Source organism: Leclercia sp. GHBNCSD, assembly GCF_055805075.1.
The window spans coordinates 3,585,542-3,606,942 of the sequence record NZ_JBQVYO010000001.1 but is presented as its reverse complement, the minus strand read 5'-3'; the positions used below and the strand labels follow the sequence as shown (position 1 = coordinate 3,606,942).

19 protein-coding genes are annotated in these 21,401 nt (G+C 56.1%); 1 reads left to right on the top strand and 18 read right to left on the bottom strand.

Translation table 11 applies throughout. The features are described from left to right. Positions 1-42: 42 nt before the first annotated feature. The 15 genes from cpsG to ACT3IC_RS17100 all read right to left on the bottom strand — a co-directional run bounded on the left by cpsG (position 43) and on the right by ACT3IC_RS17100 (position 15,610). Entirely contained in the window at positions 43-1,413 is a 1,371-nt protein-coding gene (cpsG, locus tag ACT3IC_RS17170; RefSeq protein ID WP_156654870.1) for a colanic acid biosynthesis phosphomannomutase CpsG, read from the bottom strand. Positions 1,414-1,524: 111 nt separating this feature from the next. Then, positions 1,525-2,961, bottom strand: coding sequence for a mannose-1-phosphate guanyltransferase (cpsB, locus tag ACT3IC_RS17165; protein WP_473478310.1), 1,437 nt, complete (start codon positions 2,959-2,961; stop codon positions 1,525-1,527). A 3-nt stretch (positions 2,962-2,964) separates the two neighbouring features. Continuing rightward, a complete protein-coding gene (gene wcaI / locus ACT3IC_RS17160; protein WP_103180217.1) occupies positions 2,965-4,188 on the bottom strand; it encodes a colanic acid biosynthesis fucosyltransferase WcaI in 1,224 nt (407 codons plus the stop codon). Continuing rightward, entirely contained in the window at positions 4,185-4,658 is a 474-nt protein-coding gene (locus ACT3IC_RS17155) for a GDP-mannose mannosyl hydrolase (protein ID WP_180209859.1), read from the bottom strand. The genes wcaI and ACT3IC_RS17155 overlap by 4 nt, the downstream gene beginning before the upstream one ends. A gap of 2 nt (positions 4,659-4,660) precedes the next feature. Continuing rightward, positions 4,661-5,626, bottom strand: a complete 966-nt coding sequence (fcl, locus tag ACT3IC_RS17150) for a GDP-L-fucose synthase (RefSeq protein WP_103180219.1) — start codon at positions 5,624-5,626, stop codon at positions 4,661-4,663. A gap of 2 nt (positions 5,627-5,628) precedes the next feature. Beyond that, on the bottom strand, positions 5,629-6,750 hold the full coding sequence (gene gmd / locus ACT3IC_RS17145; protein WP_103180220.1) for a GDP-mannose 4,6-dehydratase: 1,122 nt from the start codon (positions 6,748-6,750) through the stop codon (positions 5,629-5,631). A gap of 27 nt (positions 6,751-6,777) precedes the next feature. Continuing rightward, positions 6,778-7,326: a colanic acid biosynthesis acetyltransferase WcaF gene (gene wcaF / locus ACT3IC_RS17140; protein WP_156654872.1), complete on the bottom strand. Its 549-nt coding sequence runs from the start codon at positions 7,324-7,326 to the stop codon at positions 6,778-6,780. A 15-nt stretch (positions 7,327-7,341) separates the two neighbouring features. Continuing rightward, positions 7,342-8,088, bottom strand: coding sequence for a colanic acid biosynthesis glycosyltransferase WcaE (gene wcaE, locus ACT3IC_RS17135; RefSeq protein WP_103180222.1), 747 nt, complete (start codon positions 8,086-8,088; stop codon positions 7,342-7,344). Between the two features lie 11 nt (positions 8,089-8,099). Next, positions 8,100-9,320, bottom strand: a complete 1,221-nt coding sequence (gene wcaD, locus ACT3IC_RS17130) for a colanic acid polymerase WcaD (RefSeq protein ID WP_156654874.1) — start codon at positions 9,318-9,320, stop codon at positions 8,100-8,102. Further along, entirely contained in the window at positions 9,295-10,512 is a 1,218-nt protein-coding gene (gene wcaC, locus ACT3IC_RS17125) for a colanic acid biosynthesis glycosyltransferase WcaC (RefSeq protein ID WP_420193338.1), read from the bottom strand. Before wcaC ends, wcaD begins: the two co-directional genes overlap by 26 nt. Next, positions 10,509-10,997: a colanic acid biosynthesis acetyltransferase WcaB gene (gene wcaB, locus ACT3IC_RS17120; protein WP_103181109.1), complete on the bottom strand. Its 489-nt coding sequence runs from the start codon at positions 10,995-10,997 to the stop codon at positions 10,509-10,511. Before wcaB ends, wcaC begins: the two co-directional genes overlap by 4 nt. 2 nt (positions 10,998-10,999) lie before the next feature. Further along, positions 11,000-11,839 carry a colanic acid biosynthesis glycosyltransferase WcaA gene (wcaA, locus tag ACT3IC_RS17115; RefSeq protein ID WP_103181110.1) on the bottom strand — a complete coding sequence of 280 codons (840 nt, stop codon included), beginning with the start codon at positions 11,837-11,839 and terminating at the stop codon, positions 11,000-11,002. Between the two features lie 20 nt (positions 11,840-11,859). Next, positions 11,860-14,022, bottom strand: a complete 2,163-nt coding sequence (gene wzc / locus ACT3IC_RS17110; RefSeq protein WP_473478302.1) for a tyrosine-protein kinase Wzc — start codon at positions 14,020-14,022, stop codon at positions 11,860-11,862. Between the two features lie 2 nt (positions 14,023-14,024). Then, positions 14,025-14,468, bottom strand: a complete 444-nt coding sequence (wzb, locus tag ACT3IC_RS17105) for a low molecular weight protein-tyrosine-phosphatase Wzb (RefSeq protein ID WP_103180226.1) — start codon at positions 14,466-14,468, stop codon at positions 14,025-14,027. 5 nt (positions 14,469-14,473) lie between these two features. Beyond that, positions 14,474-15,610 carry a polysaccharide export protein gene (locus tag ACT3IC_RS17100; protein WP_103180227.1) on the bottom strand — a complete coding sequence of 379 codons (1,137 nt, stop codon included), beginning with the start codon at positions 15,608-15,610 and terminating at the stop codon, positions 14,474-14,476. A gap of 691 nt (positions 15,611-16,301) precedes the next feature. On the opposite strand from ACT3IC_RS17100, the gene ACT3IC_RS17095 reads away from it, so the two are divergent. Then, positions 16,302-17,885 (top strand): TerC family protein, encoded by a 1,584-nt coding sequence (locus ACT3IC_RS17095; protein ID WP_103180228.1) that lies wholly within the window; start codon positions 16,302-16,304, stop codon positions 17,883-17,885. Between the two features lie 39 nt (positions 17,886-17,924). Here ACT3IC_RS17095 and asmA read toward each other — a convergent pair whose 3' ends face one another. The 3 genes from asmA to udk form a co-directional block, all read right to left on the bottom strand. After that, on the bottom strand, positions 17,925-19,778 hold the full coding sequence (gene asmA / locus ACT3IC_RS17090; protein ID WP_214422188.1) for an outer membrane assembly protein AsmA: 1,854 nt from the start codon (positions 19,776-19,778) through the stop codon (positions 17,925-17,927). A 27-nt stretch (positions 19,779-19,805) separates the two neighbouring features. Then, positions 19,806-20,387 (bottom strand): dCTP deaminase, encoded by a 582-nt coding sequence (gene dcd / locus ACT3IC_RS17085; protein ID WP_103180230.1) that lies wholly within the window; start codon positions 20,385-20,387, stop codon positions 19,806-19,808. Between the two features lie 89 nt (positions 20,388-20,476). Then, the gene (gene udk / locus ACT3IC_RS17080) at positions 20,477-21,118 is read right to left on the bottom strand and encodes a uridine kinase (RefSeq protein WP_032612454.1); all 642 of its coding nucleotides are present in this window, start codon (positions 21,116-21,118) and stop codon (positions 20,477-20,479) included. Positions 21,119-21,401: the final 283 nt, after the last annotated feature.

The window sequence follows — 21,401 nt, the reverse complement described above, 5'->3', positions numbered from 1 at the left end:
CCTGTTTCAGGGCCCCCTCCCCCAACGGGAGAGGGGGAAAGGTTACTGATTCAACAGCGCCATAATGTCCTGTGTTCGCGCCGCCATCAGCGCCGCATCGGCACGGGATTCTACGTTCAGGCGCACCACCGGCTCGGTGTTGGACGAGCGCAGGTTGAAGCGCCACTGCGGGAAGGTCATGCTGATACCGTCTGTACGGTCGATCTCCAGCGCGTGCAGGGCAAAGTGATGCTCCACCCGGGCAATCGCCTCGGCAGGTGCCGCCAGCGTGCTGTTGATCTCGCCGCTCGCCGGGAAGGCCGCCATGCGGTCGCGCACCAGTTCACCCAGCGACTGGCCCTTCAGGCACAGCAGCTCGGTCACCAGCAGCCACGGGATCATCCCGCTGTCGCAGTAGGCAAAATCGCGGAAGTAGTGATGGGCGCTCATCTCGCCGCCGTAAATCGCATCCTCTTCACGCATCCGCTCTTTGATAAAGGCGTGACCGGTTTTGGACATCACCGGCGTGCCGCCTGCCGCGGAGACCACATCCACCGTATTCCAGGAGAGGCGCGGGTCATGAATGATGCGCGAGCCTGGGTTTTTCTCGAGGAAGGCTTCCGCCAGCAGGCCGACGATATAGTAGCCCTCGATAAACTGCCCTTTTTCGTCGAACAGGAAGCAGCGGTCGAAGTCGCCGTCAAAGGCGATGCCCATATCCGCGCCATGTTCAATCACTGCATTGCGGGTATCGTCGCGGCACTCCGGCAGCAGCGGGTTTGGAATACCGTTCGGGAAGGTGCCGTCCGGGGTGTTGTGCACTTTGACGAAGGTGACCGGCACGTTAAGCGCCTTAAAGCGCGCTTCCAGGGCATCCACCACCGGGCCTGCTGCGCCGTTGCCGGAGTTGATGACCAGCTTCAGCGGTTTGAGGTTCGCCACATTGATGTAGCCCAGCAGGTGATCGATGTAAGCATCACGCAGATCGATTTTCTTATAGCTGCCGCGCGTTGACTCGTTCACCGGTGGGAAGTCGTTGGCTTCCGCCAGACGCTGTACGTCGCGCAGGCCGGTATCGCCGCTGATCGGGCGCGCACCCTCGCGCACCAACTTCATGCCGTTATAGTCCATCGGATTATGACTGGCGGTCACTTCGATCCCGCCGTCCACGCCTAAATGGAAGGTGGCAAAATAGATCTCTTCGGTACCGGAAAGGCCGATATCCAGCACATCCACGCCCGCGTCCTGCAACCCTTTAGCCAGCGCCAGTTTTAACGCTTCGCTGGTCAAACGGACGTCGCCGCCCAGCACGATGGTTTTCGGCTTTAAATATTCGCCGTACGCGCGGCCAATGCGCCACGCAATGTCCTCATTCAGCTCTTCACCGAGCTTGCCGCGAATGTCGTAGGCTTTAAAACAGGTTAACTTTTGCATCATTACCCCTTTTTCAGGCAACAGTTGGCCCGCCCGATATACAGGCCAATTTGATTTTTTTGTTTTCGTAGGCCCGATAAGCGCAGCGCCACCGGGCAAAATGCGTGAGTGCTACACCCTGCCGTATCTGTCCTCAAATCGGACGATATCGTCCTCTTCCAGATAGGAGCCGGAGCGCACTTCAATCAGATCGAGAGGGATTTTCCCAGGGTTTTCCAGGCAGTGCGTCGCCCCCAGCGGGATATAAATCGATTCGTTTTCACCGAGCAGGGTTTCAACATTGTCGATAGTGACTTTGGCGGTACCTGCCACCACTACCCAGTGTTCCGCCCGGTGATGATGCATCTGCACCGACAGCCCCTCGCCCGGTTTAACGGTGATGCGTTTCACCTGATAACGGTCACCTTCGTCGATGGAGTCATATTTGCCCCACGGACGATAGACTTCGCGGTGAATGTGGTGCTCATGGCGGCCATCGGCCTTGATCTGCTCCACCACTTTTTTGACGTCCTGCACCGCGTTGCGATCGGCAATCAGCACCGCGTCTTTGGTCTGTACTACAACCAGATCTTTAACGCCGACGGTGGTGACCAGGCCCGATTCGGCATAGACATAGCTGTTCTCGGTTTTATGGCTGATCACATCCCCGTGATGGACGTTACCTTCCGGCGTGTGCGCGCTGATCTCCCACAGGGATGACCAGGAGCCGACGTCGCTCCAGCCCGCATCCATCGGCACCACCACCGCATCGGCGGTACGTTCCATTACCGCGTAATCCACCGACTCCTCCGGGCAGGCAAGGAACGCGGCTTCGTCCACGCGGATAAAGTCCAGATCCGGGTCGACGGAGGCCATTGCGAGTTCGCAGGCTTCCAGGATGTCCGGGCGATACTTTTGCAGCTCTTCCAGATAGCGTCCGGCGCGGAACAGGAACATACCGCTGTTCCAGTAGTACTCGCCGCTGGCGACGTAGGCCTGCGCGGTTTCCAGATTCGGTTTCTCAACGAACTGCGCGACGTCAAAGGCCAGGCTGTCGCCCTCCCCCGGCGTGACGTTACCGCGACGGATATAGCCATAGCCGGTCTCCGGCAGGTCCGGCACGATGCCGAAGGTGACCAGCTTGCCGCTTTCAGCATAAGGGATGGCGGCACGCACCGCATCGCGGAACGCCTCTTCCTGCTGGATGACGTGATCCGCCGCCAGCACCAGCATCAGCGGATCGCAATCCGGGCTGCTGCGCTTCGCCGCCAGCGCGGCGAGAGCGATGGCCGGGGCGGTATTGCGTCCGGCCGGTTCAAGAATGATATTTTCGGTGAGCTTGTTCAGCTGTCGCAGCTGCTCGGCGACGATAAAGCGGTGCTGTTCATTACAGATCACCACCGGGCTTTCGCAATCCACGCCATTAAGACGGTTTACCGTGGTCTGCAGCATGGTGAGCTCCCCTTTCAGGCAGAGGAACTGTTTCGGATAGAGCACGCGGGAGAGTGGCCATAACCGGCTACCTGAGCCACCCGCCATCACAACCGGGTACAACGTATTCTTATTCATGATTTATCCCCGAATATCTGCAATAAACTGGTTCAGCACGTTCTCTTTCTCGAGCGTGCGTTCGGCATAGTCACGCGCGATGGCGTTCTCTTTGGGCATATTCAGCGCCTGTTCGATCCCGCCCACCAGGGCGGATACCGACTCCGGCTCGACGCACACCGCGATCCCCGGCAGGGTGTCGCACAGCTGGCCCAGCTCGGTATGGGCCTCGGCGGTGATCACCGCGTTGCCGCCCACCGCCAGAATGTTGGTCAGCTTGGAGGGCAGAACGGCATCCGCCGCGCCGCGCTTTTGCACAACCAGATGGCAATCGGCCATCTTCAGCAGCGCCGGTAAGGCCTCGTAGGGCTGCAGCGGCAGGAAAGTGATGTTCTGCAGGCCACGTTCCTGGGCCATCTTTTGCAGCCGCGCTTTGCCACCCCCCTGGCCGACAATCACAAACTGCCAGGGCTGGTCGCGGAGCTGCTCAGCGGCATCAATAACGTTCTCAAGCCCCTGCTTCTCACCGATGTTGCCCGAATAGAGAATGATTTTTTTGGCTTCTGGCAGACCCAGCTGCTCGCGCAGGGCCGCCGCCTCAACAGCAGTCACATCGCGAAAACGGGCCACTTCCGACCAGTTTGGAAAGAAGATCACCTTCTCCGCTGCCACGCCCTTCTCCTGCGCTTTGTTCATCATCGAGCGGGAGATGGTCGAGACGTAATCGACGTTATGCAGGCTGCTGCGCTCGAAGGCGCTGGCCAGTTTCGCCACTTTGCCGCCCTTGCCTTTCCCGGCCATTCCCAGGCCCAGCATGGCGTCCACTTCGTAATCCTGAATGTGCAGCAGGGTGCGGGCGCCTGAGAGCTTGCCCAGCAGGCGCATACCTGGGGTGCAAAACAGGGTCGGCACCACGCCGATAATGCGATCCGGCTTCCAGCGACGTTGCGCCATCAGCGGGAAGAAACTGCTCAGGGCAAAGCTGCCCAGATGAATCAACCGCTTTAAGGTCGAGGGCTGCTTTGGCACGTAAAGCGGACAGCGCCAGACGGTCGCGGCCCCCTCTTCGCGGCGGTAGCGCCAGCTGGAATAGTGCTCGTCCACCTGCCACTCCGGGTAATAAGGTGGTGCGGTAATGACCCGCACCTCATGACCCTGGCGGGCCATCCACTCCACCATCTCGCCGGTGTACTTACCGATCCCGGTCAGCTCCGGCGAGTAGTTAATGCCGTATACGAGAATTTTCATAAACCCGGCACTCCGGCCTGCTTCAGAAAATAGGCCCGGCTGTTGTCATGGACGTTATCGCTGGCCAGCAGCGCGTCGGGCGTCAGCCAGCGATAGTCGTCATGCTGCGCATCAGGCAGATGCAGCTCTGCCTGATTGACCTTCAGGCGAAAACCGAGCACCACATAGTGGGTGGTGAAATCGGTGCCGGAAAAGTTGTCGTCATAGAAGTGCTGCCAGACCCCGTAGAACTGCCCTGCCGTCATCGGCAGACGGAGCCCCAGCTCCACCTGCGTCAGACGCGCAAAGGCATTTTCCAGCGTCTCATCTTTCTGCACCCGCCCACCTGGCACGAACCAGTAGCCCTGTGCCGGACGATTGGTGCGCTGTCCGAGCAGGAACTCGCCACGCTCGTTCTCCACAATCAGATCGATGGAGATCAGCGGCGTGGAACGCACTACCGTGGCAAAATCTTCCTGACTTAAAAACATAGTTACCCCCGGAAGCGGTGCTGATTTTCCAGGAACCACTGATAGGTGCTGGCCAGCCCCTGGGCCAGCGTCACCTCGTGGAACCAGCCCAGCTGGTGCAGACGGGTCACGTCCAGCAGCTTGCGCGGGGTGCCGTCGGGTTTAGTGGCATCGAAGGCCACGCGGCCCTTGTACCCCACCACCTCAGCGATGGTTTCAGCCAGTTCGCGGATAGTGCAGTCCACCCCGGTGCCAACGTTGATATGCGACAGCATCGGCTCGGTATTCTCCTGCCACACCTCGCGGGCCAGCTCCATCACATGAATGCTGGCGGCAGCCATATCATCCACGTGCAGGAATTCGCGCATCGGCGTACCGCTGCCCCACACCACCACTTCCGGTGCGTTGCTGACGGTGGCTTCATGGAACCGGCGCAGCAGCGCCGGGATCACATGGGAGTTGCTCGGGTGGAAGTTATCGTTCGGGCCGTACAGGTTGGTCGGCATCACCGAACGATAGTCGCGGCCATACTGGCGGTTGTAGGACTCGCACAGCTTGATCCCGGCAATCTTGGCAATCGCGTAGGGCTCGTTGGTTGCCTCAAGCGTGCCCTGCAGCAGCTCGCTCTCGGCAATAGGCTGCTTCGCCATCTTCGGGTAGATACAGGATGAGCCGAGGAACAGCAGCTTGTTCACGTTGTGCAGGTGCGCCGCGTGAATGATATTGCTCTCGATCATCATGTTCTCGTAGATGAAATCCGCCGGGTAGGTATTGTTGGCGACAATCCCACCCACTTTTGCCGCCGCCAGATAGACCTGGTCGATGCGCTGTTCAGCAAAGAAAGCCTCGACTGCTTGCGCATCCAGCAGGTTAAGCTCGTCACGGGTGCGCAGCACCAGCTCGACGTTGCCACGCTGCTCCAGCTGGCGAACAATCGCCGAACCCACCATCCCGCGATGTCCGGCAACAAAAATACGTTGTTTGGTCATTCTCAGGACTCCAGCGCGATGGCAACCTCGTAGCCGTGGGATTTAAGCAAGGAGTGTTTTTTCGCCGCTTCGAGATCTTTTGCCACCATCTCGGAGACCATCTCCTGCAGCGTGGTTTCTGGTTTCCAGCCCAGTTTTTCGTGCGCCTTGGTCGGGTCGCCCAGCAGGGTTTCTACCTCGGCAGGACGGAAGTAGCGCGGGTCAACTTCCACAATCACGTCGCCCGGCTGTACGCCCGGTGCGTCGTGGCCGGTGACGGAGACCACAATGCCTTTCTCGTCCACGCCGGTGCCTTCGAAGCGCAGCTTGATGCCCAGCTGAGCAGCGGCCATCTCAACGAACTGACGCACGGAGTACTGCACGCCGGTGGCGATAACGAAGTCTTCCGGTTTTTCCTGCTGCAGCATCATCCACTGCATTTTTACGTAGTCTTTGGCATGGCCCCAGTCACGCAGGGAGTCCATATTGCCAAGGTGGAGCTTCTTCTCCAGGCCCTGGGCGATGTTGGCGATCGCGCGGGTGATCTTACGGGTCACGAAGGTCTCGCCACGGCGCGGAGACTCGTGGTTGAACAGGATGCCGTTGCAGGCGTACATGCCGTAGGATTCACGGTAGTTAACGGTGATCCAGTAGGCGTACATTTTTGCCACTGCATACGGGGAGCGCGGGTAGAACGGCGTCGTCTCTTTCTGTGGGATCTCCTGCACCAGGCCGTAGAGCTCGGAGGTGGAGGCCTGATAGAAACGGGTCTTCTTCTCAAGACCGAGGAAACGAATCGCTTCCAGCAGACGCAGGGTGCCGATGGCATCCACGTCAGCGGTATATTCCGGGGATTCGAAGGAGACGGCCACGTGGCTCATCGCGCCCAGGTTATAGACTTCATCCGGCTGGACTTCCTGCAGAATACGGGTCAGGTTGGAGGTATCGGTCAGATCGCCGTAGTGCAGATGGAATTTCGGGTTCGCCGCGTGCGGATCCTGATAGATATGATCCACGCGCTCGGTGTTAAAAGAGGAGGCACGACGTTTGATTCCGTGCACTTCGTAGCCTTTTTCCAGCAGGAGTTCCGCCAGATAAGAACCATCCTGTCCGGTTACGCCGGTGATGAGAGCGACTTTAGACATGTTTATTTTCTCCAGACTTATCAGAAGTTATTCAGTTTCAACGCGTTCGCGTATCACCACTGCGGGATTGCCACGGCAAAGTTTGTTTGCCGGTAGCGACTTAAAAACACTGCTGCGCGCACCAATAACGGTGCCATTGCCAATGGAGACGCCGGGGGCGACAAATACGTCGGTCGCCAGCCAGCATTTCTCGCCAATGGTGATTGGCTGCGCGTTAATATCAAAATGTTGACTCATATAATCGTGGCTGCCGGTACAGAGGTAGCATTTCTGAGATACCACTGCATTCGCGCCAATCGAAATTTCACCCAGCGTATATAACACCGCGTCGTCACCAACCCAGGCGTTATCCCCAAGGGTTAATTTCCATGGGTAAGTAATTTTTACCGACGGGCGAATCACTACGTTTTTTCCGATTTTTGCACCGAAGCTGCGTAATAAAAATGCGCGCCAGCGATACATAATTTGTGGGGACCAGGCAAATAATGTCGCCTGTACCGCCCACCATAACTGCACCTTAATCCCCCCTGCGCCACGGAATCCTTTTGGCACAGAGAAGCCGCTTAATTCCTGCATACTTTTTCCTTATATTCAGACTTTGTTATATAAGGCTTTGGTTTTACCCGTGGTTTTAAGGCGCAATAAATAAGATAATTCCGCCCATACGCCCGGCACGCGTAATATGTCGCGCTGCACCTTGCGGGCATCCTGGCATAATTCCAGATTATTCGACGTTGACACGCCGCCCATCGAAAATTCAGAAACCAGACCTGGCAGACGTTTAAAAGGATATCCGGCTTTATACAGCCGAGCGGCCAGTGCGTAATCCGATGAAACGCGGTACTGCAGATCGTACGGGTACGTTTTTAACCCGCTCAGCGGGAAGAAAATCGCCTGATGGCTGGCCGGCAGGCTGTGATAAATATACCAGCCCGGTTTCGCCGTACGGCGTACTTTATTTCCATCACCGAAATCAAGTAACGCATCGCCCATGTACATGGCGTTATCCTGAACTCGAACGAGTTGACGAACAAACTGCGCTACGTCGTCATGAAAAATATCGCCAGAATTAAGGAAGATGGCATAGCGCCCCTGCGCCATGTCGATACCTTTATTCATGGCATCGTAGATACCGCGATCTTTCTCGCTGATGTAGCGTAAGTTATATTCACCATTCAGTTTTTCGAGGAATTCTGCGGTGCCGTCGTTCGAACCACCATCCACCACAATCCATTCAAAGTTGAGGCTGGGATCGCCTGCCAGATTACGCAGCGACCGCCAGGTTTTTACCACGCCCTCGTAGTTACGAAAGGCGACAGTAATAACGCTTAGTAACATAAACCACCTCGTTATGAATGCGTAATATTAAGCGCCTTGCGCAAAATAAACGGGCATACAATCAAAAATGCATACTCTGGGCTAAATATTGACCCGGTAAAAAACAGCGATACTGGCGTAAAGAGGTAAAGCTGTACGCGAAAATTCTGATTATCACCAAAGGCGCTGATCATCATTTTGAAAACTTTAAACAGATACCACGCCGTTAATAATACTGCGAACCATGAAAAATAAATAATCAGCAGATACAAGCCATTGTCTATTGTTTTTCCGACGTCCGCACCGTTAAAGATTCCGAATGATGCGACATATTCATAAAGTGAGCCAAATCTGACTACACCGTCAATATGGGTTAAAGAGTACCCCACCATCACCAGCGGACCGATAATACGGTAATAAGAGGATGATCCTTCGGTGCCCAAATCACCCAGACGCTCGGAAATATACGGAAAGGCAAATACCACCCCGACTAAAAAGACGGACAATGAAATGATCGCTAAAGGTAACTTTTTCCTGATCGCCTCTTTATTCAGATACTGGAACGCCCACTCCAGAAGGTAAAACAGAATAAACGTCATAACCCCGGAGAACGATCCTGACAGAACGATTCCTGTAAGAATCATAGCATCGCTCTTGGGCGTTTTGATACCAAACTGTTTGATGCTGAGCCAAATTGAGATTAACGCCAGAGCGAAGAATGCCGGTTCAAAATAGAGCGCTGTGGTACGTTTGCCGCCAAATTTAATGAAATTCAGTACATAGCTATTACTGTAAATAAGATATTTCGAAATTATTTCCATCAGGCTACTGCCACCGGTCAGAATAATTTGCGCCATCTCCAGTGCGGCGAGGGTGACAATGATTCCAATGACCAGATAAAAGAACCTGAGGATCTTCCGATAATTGTGCGGCGAGACGGTTTTAAAGCGGATACTCCACACCATGCCGATAATGATGACGATATAAACAAACAGCATGGTGGAAGTAACGTATTTACTGGCATCCAGCGACTGACCAAAAATGTAGTTGAAGGCCGTCAGCCCCGCCCCCAGCCCCAGCGCTATCATCAGCTTTTTCACGCTGATTTTGTCGACAAACAGCAACAGCAGCAGCGGTAAAAAGGTCACGATAGTGATGGGGAAGCTCTCTCCCAGCTGGGCAATCTTGACGTTGACCAGCAGGTAGATGAGCGGCAGCAGCAGATAGCTACAGATTCTGATAGAACGAGACATACTCCTCCAGCATCTGTTGTCCACTGTAGGCCTGGCGGCTGCGGGTGCGGAATGCCTCAAGGGAGGTGCCAAATACCGCCTGGGCGATATCCGCTTTCGCCAGCTGCACCAGAGGCAGCACTTCCTCTTCGCTGAAGGTTTTGCCCCCCGATTTTTCCAGTACTTCCCGCGCGGCGTCGCTGTGGGTGGCGATCACCGGTACTCCGATGGAGAGCGCTTCGCACAGGATCAGCGGGTAGTTATCCACCCTGGAGCTGAACACCAGCGCATCCATCCCGTTCAGGGCGCTCATCAGTTTGCGTTTGTCGGTTTCGAAGCCGTGGTTCACCACGTTCGGCCCTTCAAACGGCGAGAATTTGCCGAAGGTGTGCAGCTCGATCTTGCCGCCAAGCGCCATCATATCCCGCACCAGCTGCTGGTTGGTTTTGCCGTCGTAGCGCAGATCGTGAGCGACGACGGCAATTTTCGGCTTGCCGGCGGTAACGGCGACCGGGGTCAGCTCTGCCAGAATCGCCTCTGTCGCCACGTCGATACCGTTATTGATGATCCGGCAGCGCCCTGCCCCGTACAGGCTGTTAAAAGCGTCGGCCACATGCTGGCTGGGGGAGATGAACTGGCAGCCCAGCGCCAGCATGTCACGGAACAGCTGACGCTTGCCATCTACCAGCTTATGGGCGCGATCCACCTTCACCGGCGGATAGTTGCTGAGCGTCGGGCACTTCTGGCAGTTCGTTTTCCAGCCTTCGCAGCCGTCGGTAAAGGCGCAGCGGCCAGTGACGCTCCAGTGATCGTGCAGGGTCCAGACGAACGTGGTGTCGGGTTTGTGCGCCTGCACCTTCTGGCAAAACGCAACGACCTCTTCCAGTTTCAGCCAGTAGCTGTGCAGGACGTGAAAATGGAGCACTACCGGGCCCGGCGTGCGGGTAACGGTGCGATAGAGGCGGTTAAGATTGCCAAAGAGATCGCGGTTAAACAGACGGAACAGGGCAATATTGGCCACCGAGGTCAGGCGCGGGGTATGTTTCACCACCTGCGGGTAGCGATCGTGGCTGACGCTTTTTTTACCGCCCTTGCCGTAGCCGTAGATAAAGCGCGACTGAAGTCCTTTTTGCAGCGCGCGCTGGTGCAGATCCAGCGCCACACCTGCCGCCCCGCCCTCGGCGAGACGGACATTAAATTGCAGAATGTTCATTTGATCACCTTCACGCGGGCCTTCTCGCCCACCACCAGCGCGTTGTCGGGGATGCTGTCCAGCACTACGCTTCCTGCCCCCACGGTGACGTTATTACCGACGGTGATATCACCGATCATCACCACGTTGGCACCCAGCTCAACGTTATTGCCGATGACCGGACAGGCCAGGCTGTCCGGGCCGCGGTTACCGAGGGTCACCCCGTGGCGGATGGTAAAATCATCCCCGGCGACCACGAATTTATTGATCACCACGGCATAGCCGTGGTGAATGGTGAAGCGGCGGCCGATGGTGGCCGCAGCCTGGATTTCGTAGCCGAAAATGCACTCGGTGATGAGGCGGTAAAGCACCAGAACCGGCGCCGCCCAGAGATTGTTAAGGACGTTTTTTTTGCGCCACACCGAGCAAAAATGGGCCACCCGGTAGGCCAGCACCATGCAGCAGGGGCGCAGGCTCCAGCTGTTTGCGCGACAATCTTCCAGCACCATTATTTCCCCCGCAGTCCGTCGGCCAGACGCTTACCGTTACGGACCGAAATCAGCGTCAACAGGGTGCGCCAGTTCATCCGCTTATTGCGGATCTGATACAGCGTAAAGAGCTGATACTTGCGGCTGGCGCGGTCGAACTTATCCCGGTGCTTGCGGTAGAAGTGGAAGTAGCCGGAAAACTTCTTCGGCGACGAGGTGATCTGCATTTCACCATGATTGATGTGCAGGATCTGGGTGGCTTCTTCTACCTTCCACGGCTCGCCATACTCCACCACCATCCGCAGGAAGATGTCGTAATCCTGGGCGGCGGCCAGTGACGTATCGAACAGGCACTCCTTGAAGCGCCACGCCCAGGTAAAGACCTGATTGCCGATAATGTTGCGCTTGTAGAACAGGCGGCGGGAGTACGGCGATTTTGGGTACAACGGCAGGCTGGCGGGCTGAGAGTAGACCTCCCCCTCGCAAACATAGTCGTTGGCGTACAAAAAGGCGTGGGTAACCAGGTGATGCTGATGCGCCAGGAAGGTAGACAGCCGGTTTGGCGTCCACTCGTCGTCATCGTCAATACCGGTCAGATACTGGCCAGAGGCCTGCAAAATAGCCTGATTGCGGACCGCGCAGGCGCCGGAGTTAATGGCGTTATGGGTGTAGATCACCCGCGGGTCGTCCAGGTCAGCGACAAACTTCTGGAGCTGCTCGTACGAGGAGGAGCAGTCATCGACGATGATCAATTCCCAGTGGTCATAATCCTGGCGTAATACCGATTTTATCGCACGGATCGCCAGCTGCTGACGGTTCCATGTCGGCATATAAATGGAAATCAAAGGACGTGGTGTCATGGTGTTCCCCGAATGGCTCATTACTTGCTGTCCGACTTATATTCGTACTCGTAATACCCGTAATCCTGATACCCGGTGGCGCGGCGGAAGATGGAGTTGAGGATCACCCCTTTCACCGCAATGCCGTTCTGTTCGAAGCGGCTGAGGCTGGTTTCGACCTCTTTCAGGGTGTTCACCGCGTAGCGCGCCACCATCAGCGTGGTGCCCGCATGGCGACCGACAATTGCCGCATCCGTTACCGCGAGGATTGGCGGGGTGTCGATCAGCACCAGGTCATAGTTTTCACTGGCCCACTTCACCAGCTGGGTAAAGCGTTCGCTCATCAGCAGTTCCGATGGGTTCGGCGGCACCTGTCCGCGCGTGACCAGGTCAAAGTTAGGGATGGAGGTCGGCTTCGCGCACTGGCTGATATCGCCCTTGCCCAGCAGGATGTCCGACAGACCGTTTACGTTGTTCGTGCCGAGCAGCTCGTGGGTATAGCCCTTACGCATATCGCAGTCGATCAGCAGCACGCGCTTGTTGGTCTGGCTGACTACCGCCGCCAGGTTGGCGCAGACAAAGGTCTTGCCGATGGAGGGGCTGACCCCGCTGAGCATCAATACGTTGTTGCTGGCCTGCATCATGGCGAAGTGCAGGCTGGTGCGCAGGCTGCGGATAGCCTCGATAGCCAGATCCGTCGGATTGCCGACTGCCAGCAGCTGGCTCTGCTTGTAACGTTTGATGCCATTGGACGTTTTGACGCTGTCACGCGATTTCTGCCACTCCGACAGCGGGATGCTGGCGTAGACGTTGATGCCGTGCTCCTCCAGAACCTGCGGGCTTTCGATCCCACGGTTAAACAGGGAGCGCAGCAGTACGCCGACGATGGAGAGCATCAGACCGAGAATAATGCTGCCGAGAATAATCAGCGCCTTCTTCGGCTTCAGCACGCCCGGCTGGGTGATGGCCGGGTCGACAATACGCACATCGCCAACGGTGCTCGCCTCGGTGATCTTCAGCTCCTGCTGTTTGTTCAGCAGCTGCATATAGACCTGCTGGCCAGACTCCACGTCGCGGGTCAGACGCAGGATCTCCTGCTGAGTCTTTGGCATCGCGGTGACGCGGTTATTGAGTTTGGCTTTTTCCTCTTCCAGCGTCTGGCGTTTTTCCAGCAGCGTACGGTAGGCCGGATGGCGTTTGGTGTAGAGTTTGGAAATTTCCGCCTCTTTAAAGGTCAGCTCGTTGATCTGGGCGTCGATATTGACCATCGAATCCAGCACCGACTTCGCTTCGAGCGGCAGGTCGACGGAGTCTTTATCCTGACGGAAAGCGTTGAGCTTGTTCTCGGCCTGATCCAGATGGGCGCGCACTTCCGGGAGCTGTTTCGCGAGGAAGTCGAGGCTTTTTGACGCCTCTTCCGACTTACGCTTCACGTTCTGCGCCTGGTAGTTGCGGGTAATGCTGTTGAGAATGTCGCGGATCTTGTCCTTATCCTCGCCGGTAAAGGTCAGTCTCAGCACCCCGGTATCCTTTCCGGTTTCGGTGACCGACAGGTTGCCCTGCAGATTATTGATCATCCCGAGCATTGAGAATTTGCTGACGGTGAACTCGCTGCCGCTCTGGGCATGGATGTTGCTGACCATCATGCTGACGCCATCTTTATTCAGCATCTCCCCCACCTTGCCGCGGGCGCTAAACCCGGCGTCGCTGGTAAGCTGATACTGATCTTTCCCCAGCACTTCAAGGGTAAACTCCTGGCTGGCGCCCCCGGCAGGAAGCTGGAAGGTGGTCACTTTAACCGTATCATTCTGACGGCCCATCAACCGGTCCCAGCCCGCACCAAACACCGGGAAGGTGTTTTTAGTGACGCCGATGTCGAGATCCAGATCGTCCACGGTTTTTCCCAGCACCAGGCGGGACTGGATCAGCTCAATTTCCGCCTGTGAGGCGGGCGGCTTGTTTGCCAGCGCCGAACCGATGTCCTGCACCAGCGAATTGCCGGTGTTTTGCTCTATTTGTACCAGCGCGTCGGCGCTGTAGATCGGGGTGGCAAAAAAGGTGTAAATCACCGCCGCAACGGCAAAGAGCGCGGTGATGCCAATCACCCACCAGCGCGCCTCGACCACGGTTCCGATCAGACGACCAATATCAATTTCATCACTGCCCGCACTCGGGGCGGCAGAAGGTTTTACGTTTGCTGTCATTATTATCCCTGCTGAACGTTCAGTGCCTCTGCCCACTGGCGGGCAGACTGGTCGAGTAAGGTGTAAACCGCCTCAAACGCTTCATGGCTTTTGCGGTACGGGTCGGGGATCTCACGCTCGTTGTCCCAGTGACCAAACAGCATCACTTTGCCGCGCATCTCCGGTGCGATATCGCACAGGGCATGAATGTGGCGTTTTTCCATCGCGAGGATCAGGTCGTAGTCCCGGCACAGGCTGGCCGTCACCTGACGGGCGCAATGCCCGTCGAGTGAAAGCTGATGCTCTGCCGCAACCTGACTTGCACGCTCATCGGCCCCTTTGCCCACCAGCGCGCCCAACCCGGCTGACGCCACGGTGAGCTGCGGTTGGTACTGCTTAAGTAGCCGCTCAGCGGTAGGGGAACGGCAGATATTCCCCACACAAACCACCAGAATTTTGTTAAACATCGTTATCACCAGTTGTGGTACTGATGTACCGTGTCGGTCATGGTATGGATATTGTTGATGGTCGGCATCAGCTGGTTCATCACACGGTTCCAGCGCGTTATCGGCGCGGTGGTGACATAGACCACGTCATACGGCTGGAGGCGGAAGCCGGTCGCCATCACCAGTGAGGTGGCATCAGACATATCCAGCTGGTAGACGTTGGCAATCTTGCCCTTCGCATTGTTTCCTGTAATCGGACGGATCACGAAGATACCGCTGGCGTCGGAGGTGCTCATATCCAGCCCTTCCGCGTTGCCCAGCGCTTCGGTCAGGGTCATACCGCTCAGGTCCATCTTGAGGGTGCTCTGTTTCTTCACTTCACCCATCACGAACACTTTCAGGTCGTCATTGCGCGGCACGAACAGGATGTCGCCCGGATAGAGCAGACGGTTCTGGCTCAGATCGCCGTTCTGCATCAGCGCCTGCAGGGAGATACGCTCCTCTTTGCCTTTATGGGTCAGCACCACATTGCGCCAGTCGGCGCCATCAGTGAGCCCGCCCGCGGAGTTGATGGCGTCAAGCACCGTCAGCGGCACGTTGGTGATCGGCTGTTGGCCGGATTTATTCACCTGGCCGGAGACATAGACTTTCTGCGAACGGAATGCGGCGATATTAACGTCCACCTGCGGGTCAGCGATGTACTGCGCTAAACGGCCGGTAATATCACTACGGATCTGTGCGAGCGTTTTGCCCGCCACGCGAAGTTTGCCGACATAGGGATAGAACATGGTGCCATCTGCCTGAACCCAGTTACCGGTATCGCTGGAGCTACGATACTGCCCCGCCGGGGTGGTCAGCTCCGGGTGATCCCAGACGGTGACGTTAATCACGTCCCCGGGCCCGACGCGGTACTGGTAGTTGGCGATCTCCTGGTCGAGATCGACATTCGGCCGTGCGACAATCGGGCGAGGGCGTAATTGTTCAACCAGCTGCGGGGTCATGGGATAAACGTTAACCATGCGGTTGATGTCAAAATCAGCATCCTGCTGTTTAATCACATCCTTACCGGAAGTTGAGATATTGCTGCCGGGGAAGATCGTACAACCACTCATCAAGGTCACAGAGACCAATAATGGCATCAATTTCATTTTGGATTTCATCATTGATTATTTATCACTATGGCAGAGTAATTATCCTGTGCATTTAAATAAGTGCGAAGGCGTATTACTTTTAGCATGCAGTCAATAAAAGAGAAATATAACTGGCATCAGTCCTAAAAGAAGCTTATTCGCTCTCAGGCTATTGACAGAATAATCGAGGCTGATTAACACGCTTTCAGGCACGCTACCGCCCTTGGCTTTCAGTTACCAATCTACTGTTTAAACAGCTAGTTAGGGGCAAGCACCCTCTTTGACAGGGTTTAATGAGAAAATATAACGGGCAGGATTAATCCGAACACGATATACATTTTTCAGGTCATTAAACCGACACAGAAATAGCACCAAAAACGACCGCTATTTGATGCTGAAAGAATTGTTGCAGCTATCTGAAAAGCAGGCAAGGAATCATCAACGAAGGCGTGGCTTTTAAGAATAATATTAACGGTCGCATTTCCGTGTTTTTAGGAATAGCTTTATATTGACATTATTAAATAACACCATTGACCCTGCGATATTTCTTATTTTTATTGATTCGGAGTTATTCCGATATTAACGCACAGAATGCAGGGTTTATTACCGGCCAGATAAGGAAAATCTATGCAGATAAATGCCTGGCCGGCATTGCATTTTTCTGGCGCAGTATCCATGATCGAAATGTGACAATTGTCATATAACGAAAGGTATTACGCTCACTATGGAATGGATAGCAGATCCATCAATATGGGCCGGTCTGGTCACCCTGGTGGTGCTGGAACTTGTGCTCGGTATCGATAACCTGGTCTTTATCGCCATTCTCGCCGAAAAACTGCCCCCTGCTCAGCGCGACCGCGCCCGCATCACCGGTCTGTTAATGGCGATGGTCATGCGCCTGCTGCTGTTGGCCTCTATCTCCTGGCTGGTGACCCTCACACGCCCGCTGTTTACCGTCCACGGCTTTGGCTTCAGCGCCCGCGATCTGATCATGCTGTTTGGGGGATTTTTCCTGATCTTCAAAGCCACTGTCGAACTCAACGAAAGGCTGGAAGGCAAGGACAGCGAGAACCCCACCCAACGCCGTGGGGCGAAGTTCTGGGCGGTGGTGGCGCAAATCGTGGTGCTGGACGCCGTCTTCTCGCTGGATTCAGTCATCACCGCCGTGGGGATGGTCGATCATCTGCCCGTCATGATGGCCGCCGTCATTATTGCCATTGCGCTGATGGTGATGGCCAGCAAGGCGCTGACGCGCTTCGTTAACGACCACCCGACCATTGTCATTCTCTGCCTGAGCTTCCTGCTGATGATTGGCTTTAGTCTCGTGGCGGACGGTTTTGGTTTCCATATTCCGAAGGGGTATCTCTACGCCGCGATCGGCTTCTCGGTGATAATCGAGGCGCTGAACCAGCTGGCGATTTTCAACCGCCGTCGCTTTCTCTCCGCCAATCAGACGCTGCGCCAGCGCACCGCCGAGACGGTGATTCGTCTGCTGAGCGGTAAAAAGGAGGATGCCGAGCTGGATGCGCAGTCCGCCTCCCTGCTGGCCGACCATGACAACAGCCCGATCTTCGCTCCTCAGGAGCGGCGGATGATTGAGCGGGTGCTCCACCTGAACCAGCGCTCCGTCAGCAGCATCATGACCTCGCGCCATGATATCGAGCATATCGACCTCAATGCCCCGGAGGCGACCATCCGTGCGCTGCTGGATAAAAACCAGCACACCCGCATTGTGGTCACCGGTAGCGACCGGGAAGAGGAGCTGCTGGGGGTGGTTCATGTGATTGATCTGCTCAATCAGCAACTGCGCGGCGAGCCGTTAAACCTGCGGGTGCTGATCCGTCAGCCGCTGGTCTTCCCGGAGGTGCTGCCGCTGCTGCAGGCCCTGGAGCAGTTCCGCAACGCGCGCACCCACTTTGCTTTTGTGGTGGATGAGTTTGGTTCCGTGGAGGGGATTGTCACCCTTAGCGACGTGATGGAGACCATCGCGGGTAACCTGCCAAACGAAGTGGAAGAGATCGACGCCCGGCATGATATCCAGAAGAACGCCGACGGAAGCTGGACCGCGAACGGCCATATGCCGCTGGAAGATCTGGTGCAGTATGTGCCGTTGCCGCTGGATGATAAGCGCGAATATCATACCATCGCCGGGCTGCTGATGGAGAACCTGCAGCGAATCCCCCAGCCGGGGGAAGAGGTGCAGGTGGGTGATTACGCGCTGAAAACGCTGGAGGTGGAGAACCACCGGGTGCAGAAGGTACAACTAATCCCGCTGATCACGGAGGATGATGTGGATTACGAGGTGTGATGCGGTTCCCCTCACCCTCTCGGGTGAGGGGAGATAGCGCTACTGAAGCTTATCCAGCAACTTCTTCACATCTTTCCCGTTCTTCGACTCTTTATTCTTCTCTGCCCAGTCGCTCAGACGACGTTTCGCTTCATCCTGGAGATGCTTACGCAGCAGCTGATCCACCTGCAGGGTGTAGTTCAGCGCCTGCCATTTGCCGTAGACATTCAGCGGGATCGGCGTCGTTTTCAGGAAATCGACCAGCTTACCTTCGCCAAGCCAGCCCTCCAGCACCCGAACTTTGAAGCGGGTGTCGGCGGTCTCCTTAACCAGATCCAGCGTGCCGTTGCCTTCGAGCATCAACATTGGTGATTCGCCCTGCATCCCCTCCAGCGTCACCTGCCCCTTATTGAGGGTCAGATCGGTGACAAAGCTGTCCAGACGGGTCGCATTGTCAAAGTTGTCTTTGACCTTCACGTTACTGCTGCGCTCCACCGCCTGCTGCACCAGTTGCTGGAAGTTAAGCCCTTCCATGCGGGTATTGTGCATTTCCAGATGCGCCTTACCCTGCCAGTTGTGGCGGAAGGCTTCCGCGTCAATCTTGCTGCCGGAGAAGTCCCCGGCCAGGTTCAGGCTGCCGGTCAGCGCAATCGGATAATTAAAGGCCTTCAGGATGGTGCCGATCTCAATGTTATCGAGACGCGGCTGGAAGGTGGTCTGGGCGGTGGCTTTACGCACGTCGAGCGTACCGGGCAAGGAGAGCTGCCCTTCCCCCAATTTACCGCTCAGTTCCGCAATGGTCAGAAGCCCGTTCTCGTTGCTCATCTGGCTGCTGACCTGGGTGAAGTCCATCCCACGCCAACGTACGCTGTTGGCTTTGAGTTGGATATCGGCACTGAAGCCACGCAGACCGTTGTAATCAGGCTGGTCCAGACTGGAGGCGATAACCGGGCGCTGGGCTCTGGCCTGATTTTGCCCCTGCTGTACCGCCTGATTGTTTGCCGCTGCGGTCGCCTGCGCCGGGAGCAGATTTTCCAGATTAAGCCTGTCGAACTGCAGATTCATGTTCCACTGCGGGTCGGTACCCAGGATCACGCTGGCCTGTCCGGTGAGGGCACTGTCATTAGCCTGCAAATTGAGTTGATTGAGCGCGAGCTGTTTCTGCTCCTCGCGCCACTGAACCTGTAAGGTGCCCTGCCCGCTGATGCCCTGCGCCGGCAGATCGACGCCGGTCAGTTGCCAGGTGAGCTGCTCAATGTCGGCGCTCAGCAGATGCGGATAGTCAGAGGCGTTGACGTTAGCGCTAAATGCGAGGTTCAGATCGCGCTGATTGCGGTTCACGCGGGCGCTAAAATCGATTTTGCCTTTGTGGTGTTCATCCTGTTCCATCTGCAGGTTGAGATTGCGAACCGTGACCTGCTCGTCCCCCTCGTGCTGGAACACCAGCAGGCTGTCAGCCACCTTCAGACGGCCAATATCGAATGACCAGCCGGTATCCTCGGCTTTATCCGGCAGCGTGTTTTCACGCGGGGCCACCGGCGCATCGGCATTACGTACCGCTTCAGACTGCGGGGTCAGCTGGATCACCGCCCCTTTGAGCATCACCTCATTGACCTGCAACTGATGCGACAGCAGCGGCATTAACGCCACGTCAAGGCGCATATTGTCGGCAGTCACCATCGGCACCGACGCCCCCGGCGCGGTGAGGGACATGCGTCCGGAAAGGATGCTAAGCTGCGGCCAGACGTGCCAGCGCAGCGGGCCATCCAGCTTCAGGACATAGCCGCTGCGCGCCTCCACCTGACGCACCATGTAGGTGCGAAAGTCATTGGGATTGACCAACAGAACCAACGCTGACAGGCCTGCAATCAGCACCACCAGCAAAATCATCAGCGTTGTCAGAACTCTTCTCATGGCTTCCTCAATGGACCGGATTTAAGCTCAATCTTTATCAATACGACTGGCGACAGCACCCTGCTGATCGCGATATTTAGCATCCTGGCGGCGGTTGTACGGACGTGCCGCCGGGCCGGTTAACGGCTCGAAACTCAACGCGCCAATCATCATGCCCGGACGCAGCGCCAGGGGCAGTTTACCGGCGTTGAAGAACTCCAGCACGATACGCCCTGACCAGCCCGGATCGATACGGTGCGCAGTCACGTGTACCATCAGCCCCAGACGCGCCAGCGACGAACGTCCGTCGAGCCAGCCAACCAGATCCGCAGGCAGGGTGATGGATTCAAAGGTGACGGCCAGCGCCAGTTCACCCGGATGTAAATAGAACGCCTCGCCGTCGTCCAGCACGATTTCGTCGCTCATCACCCGATCGAGTGCGGCGCTGACTTCATCTTTCGGCCCACTGAGGTCGATAAAGGGCGCGGTATGGCCGCTAAAGGTACGAAACTTATTCCCCAGACGGACATCGACAGTCACGCCGTTAATGCGCTCGACCGGCGGGCGGGGGGTAATGCTCAGACGTCCTTCGTCCAGCCAGGCTTCAATATCTCGGTCACAAAGACGCATCACTTTCTCCTTTCGTGCAGCGCGCCCTCAGGCCACCAGAGCCGGAGGGCGAACCCGGTTATCTTTGAACGGTACACAATTCGCGCGTGTTATTCAAAAAACTGGCTGATTTTCGCTTTCAGAATATCAATAGCGATGCGGTTTTTACCCCCGCGCGGCACGATGATATCGGCGTACTGTTTGGACGGTTCAATAAACTGCAGGAACATTGGGCGGACCGTTTTCTGGTATTGCGCCATCACCGAATCCATTGAGCGGCCGCGTTCGTTCACGTCGCGTTTGATGCGGCGCATCAGGCAGATATCCAGCGGGGTGTCGACAAAAATCGAGAAGTTCATGGATTCGCGCAGACGGGCGTCGGTGAGCAGCAGGATCCCTTCGAGGATAATGACCTTTTTCGGCGCAATGCGCACGGTTTCCTGCAGACGGGTGTGTTCAACATAGCTATAGACGGGCAGCTCAATGGCAGTGCCGTTCTTCAGGGCCTGAAGATGCTGGAATAACAAGCTGTGGTCCATCGCGCTGGGATGGTCATAGTTGGTCTTGACACGCTCTTCCATCGACAGATGGCTTTGATCTTTGTAATAGCTGTCTTCTGGAATAACGCCGATGTGCTCATCACCGACCTGTTCACGTAATTCACGGTAAAGCGTACTGGCAATGAGACTTTTACCTGAAGCCGATGCGCCGGCGATGCCTATAATGACGCACTGATGAGACTTATCAGTCATAAATTTTGCGACCTGAGTAACCTGGATGTAAGGAAGGACGACGCCTGAGCGTCAAACGCGGCAATTATAGGGATTTCATCGGCCTGATACCAGCCGAATAGAAATGTTATGCGAGACACGTTCAAAGTCCGTGCAGATTACTCCTGATACAAATTTTTTCGGCTACTTTTCCAGCGCCAAAGATGAATTTTTTGCAGGATAAGTATTTAATAATGCTGTGATGTCAATTTATGAGCGCATACCATATAAATTGTAAATTGTTTGTACTAGCATGATCAAAATT

Excerpts from the sequence above, each read along its gene's own strand:
- cpsG (WP_156654870.1), bottom strand. The coding sequence starts at position 1,413 with ATGCAAAAGTTAACCTGTTTTAAAGCCTACGACATTCGCGGCAAGCTC.
- cpsB (WP_473478310.1), bottom strand. The coding sequence starts at position 2,961 with ATGAATAAGAATACGTTGTACCCGGTTGTGATGGCGGGTGGCTCAGGT.
- wcaI (WP_103180217.1), bottom strand. The coding sequence starts at position 4,188 with ATGAAAATTCTCGTATACGGCATTAACTACTCGCCGGAGCTGACCGGG.
- ACT3IC_RS17155 (WP_180209859.1), bottom strand. The coding sequence starts at position 4,658 with ATGTTTTTAAGTCAGGAAGATTTTGCCACGGTAGTGCGTTCCACGCCG.
- fcl (WP_103180219.1), bottom strand. The coding sequence starts at position 5,626 with ATGACCAAACAACGTATTTTTGTTGCCGGACATCGCGGGATGGTGGGT.
- gmd (WP_103180220.1), bottom strand. The coding sequence starts at position 6,750 with ATGTCTAAAGTCGCTCTCATCACCGGCGTAACCGGACAGGATGGTTCT.
- wcaF (WP_156654872.1), bottom strand. The coding sequence starts at position 7,326 with ATGCAGGAATTAAGCGGCTTCTCTGTGCCAAAAGGATTCCGTGGCGCA.
- wcaE (WP_103180222.1), bottom strand. The coding sequence starts at position 8,088 with ATGTTACTAAGCGTTATTACTGTCGCCTTTCGTAACTACGAGGGCGTG.
- wcaD (WP_156654874.1), bottom strand. The coding sequence starts at position 9,320 with ATGTCTCGTTCTATCAGAATCTGTAGCTATCTGCTGCTGCCGCTCATC.
- wcaC (WP_420193338.1), bottom strand. The coding sequence starts at position 10,512 with ATGAACATTCTGCAATTTAATGTCCGTCTCGCCGAGGGCGGGGCGGCA.
- wcaA (WP_103181110.1), bottom strand. The coding sequence starts at position 11,839 with ATGACACCACGTCCTTTGATTTCCATTTATATGCCGACATGGAACCGT.
- wzc (WP_473478302.1), bottom strand. The coding sequence starts at position 14,022 with ATGACAGCAAACGTAAAACCTTCTGCCGCCCCGAGTGCGGGCAGTGAT.
- wzb (WP_103180226.1), bottom strand. The coding sequence starts at position 14,468 with ATGTTTAACAAAATTCTGGTGGTTTGTGTGGGGAATATCTGCCGTTCC.
- ACT3IC_RS17100 (WP_103180227.1), bottom strand. The coding sequence starts at position 15,610 with ATGATGAAATCCAAAATGAAATTGATGCCATTATTGGTCTCTGTGACC.
- ACT3IC_RS17095 (WP_103180228.1), top strand. The coding sequence starts at position 16,302 with ATGGAATGGATAGCAGATCCATCAATATGGGCCGGTCTGGTCACCCTG.
- asmA (WP_214422188.1), bottom strand. The coding sequence starts at position 19,778 with ATGAGAAGAGTTCTGACAACGCTGATGATTTTGCTGGTGGTGCTGATT.
- dcd (WP_103180230.1), bottom strand. The coding sequence starts at position 20,387 with ATGCGTCTTTGTGACCGAGATATTGAAGCCTGGCTGGACGAAGGACGT.
- udk (WP_032612454.1), bottom strand. The coding sequence starts at position 21,118 with ATGACTGATAAGTCTCATCAGTGCGTCATTATAGGCATCGCCGGCGCA.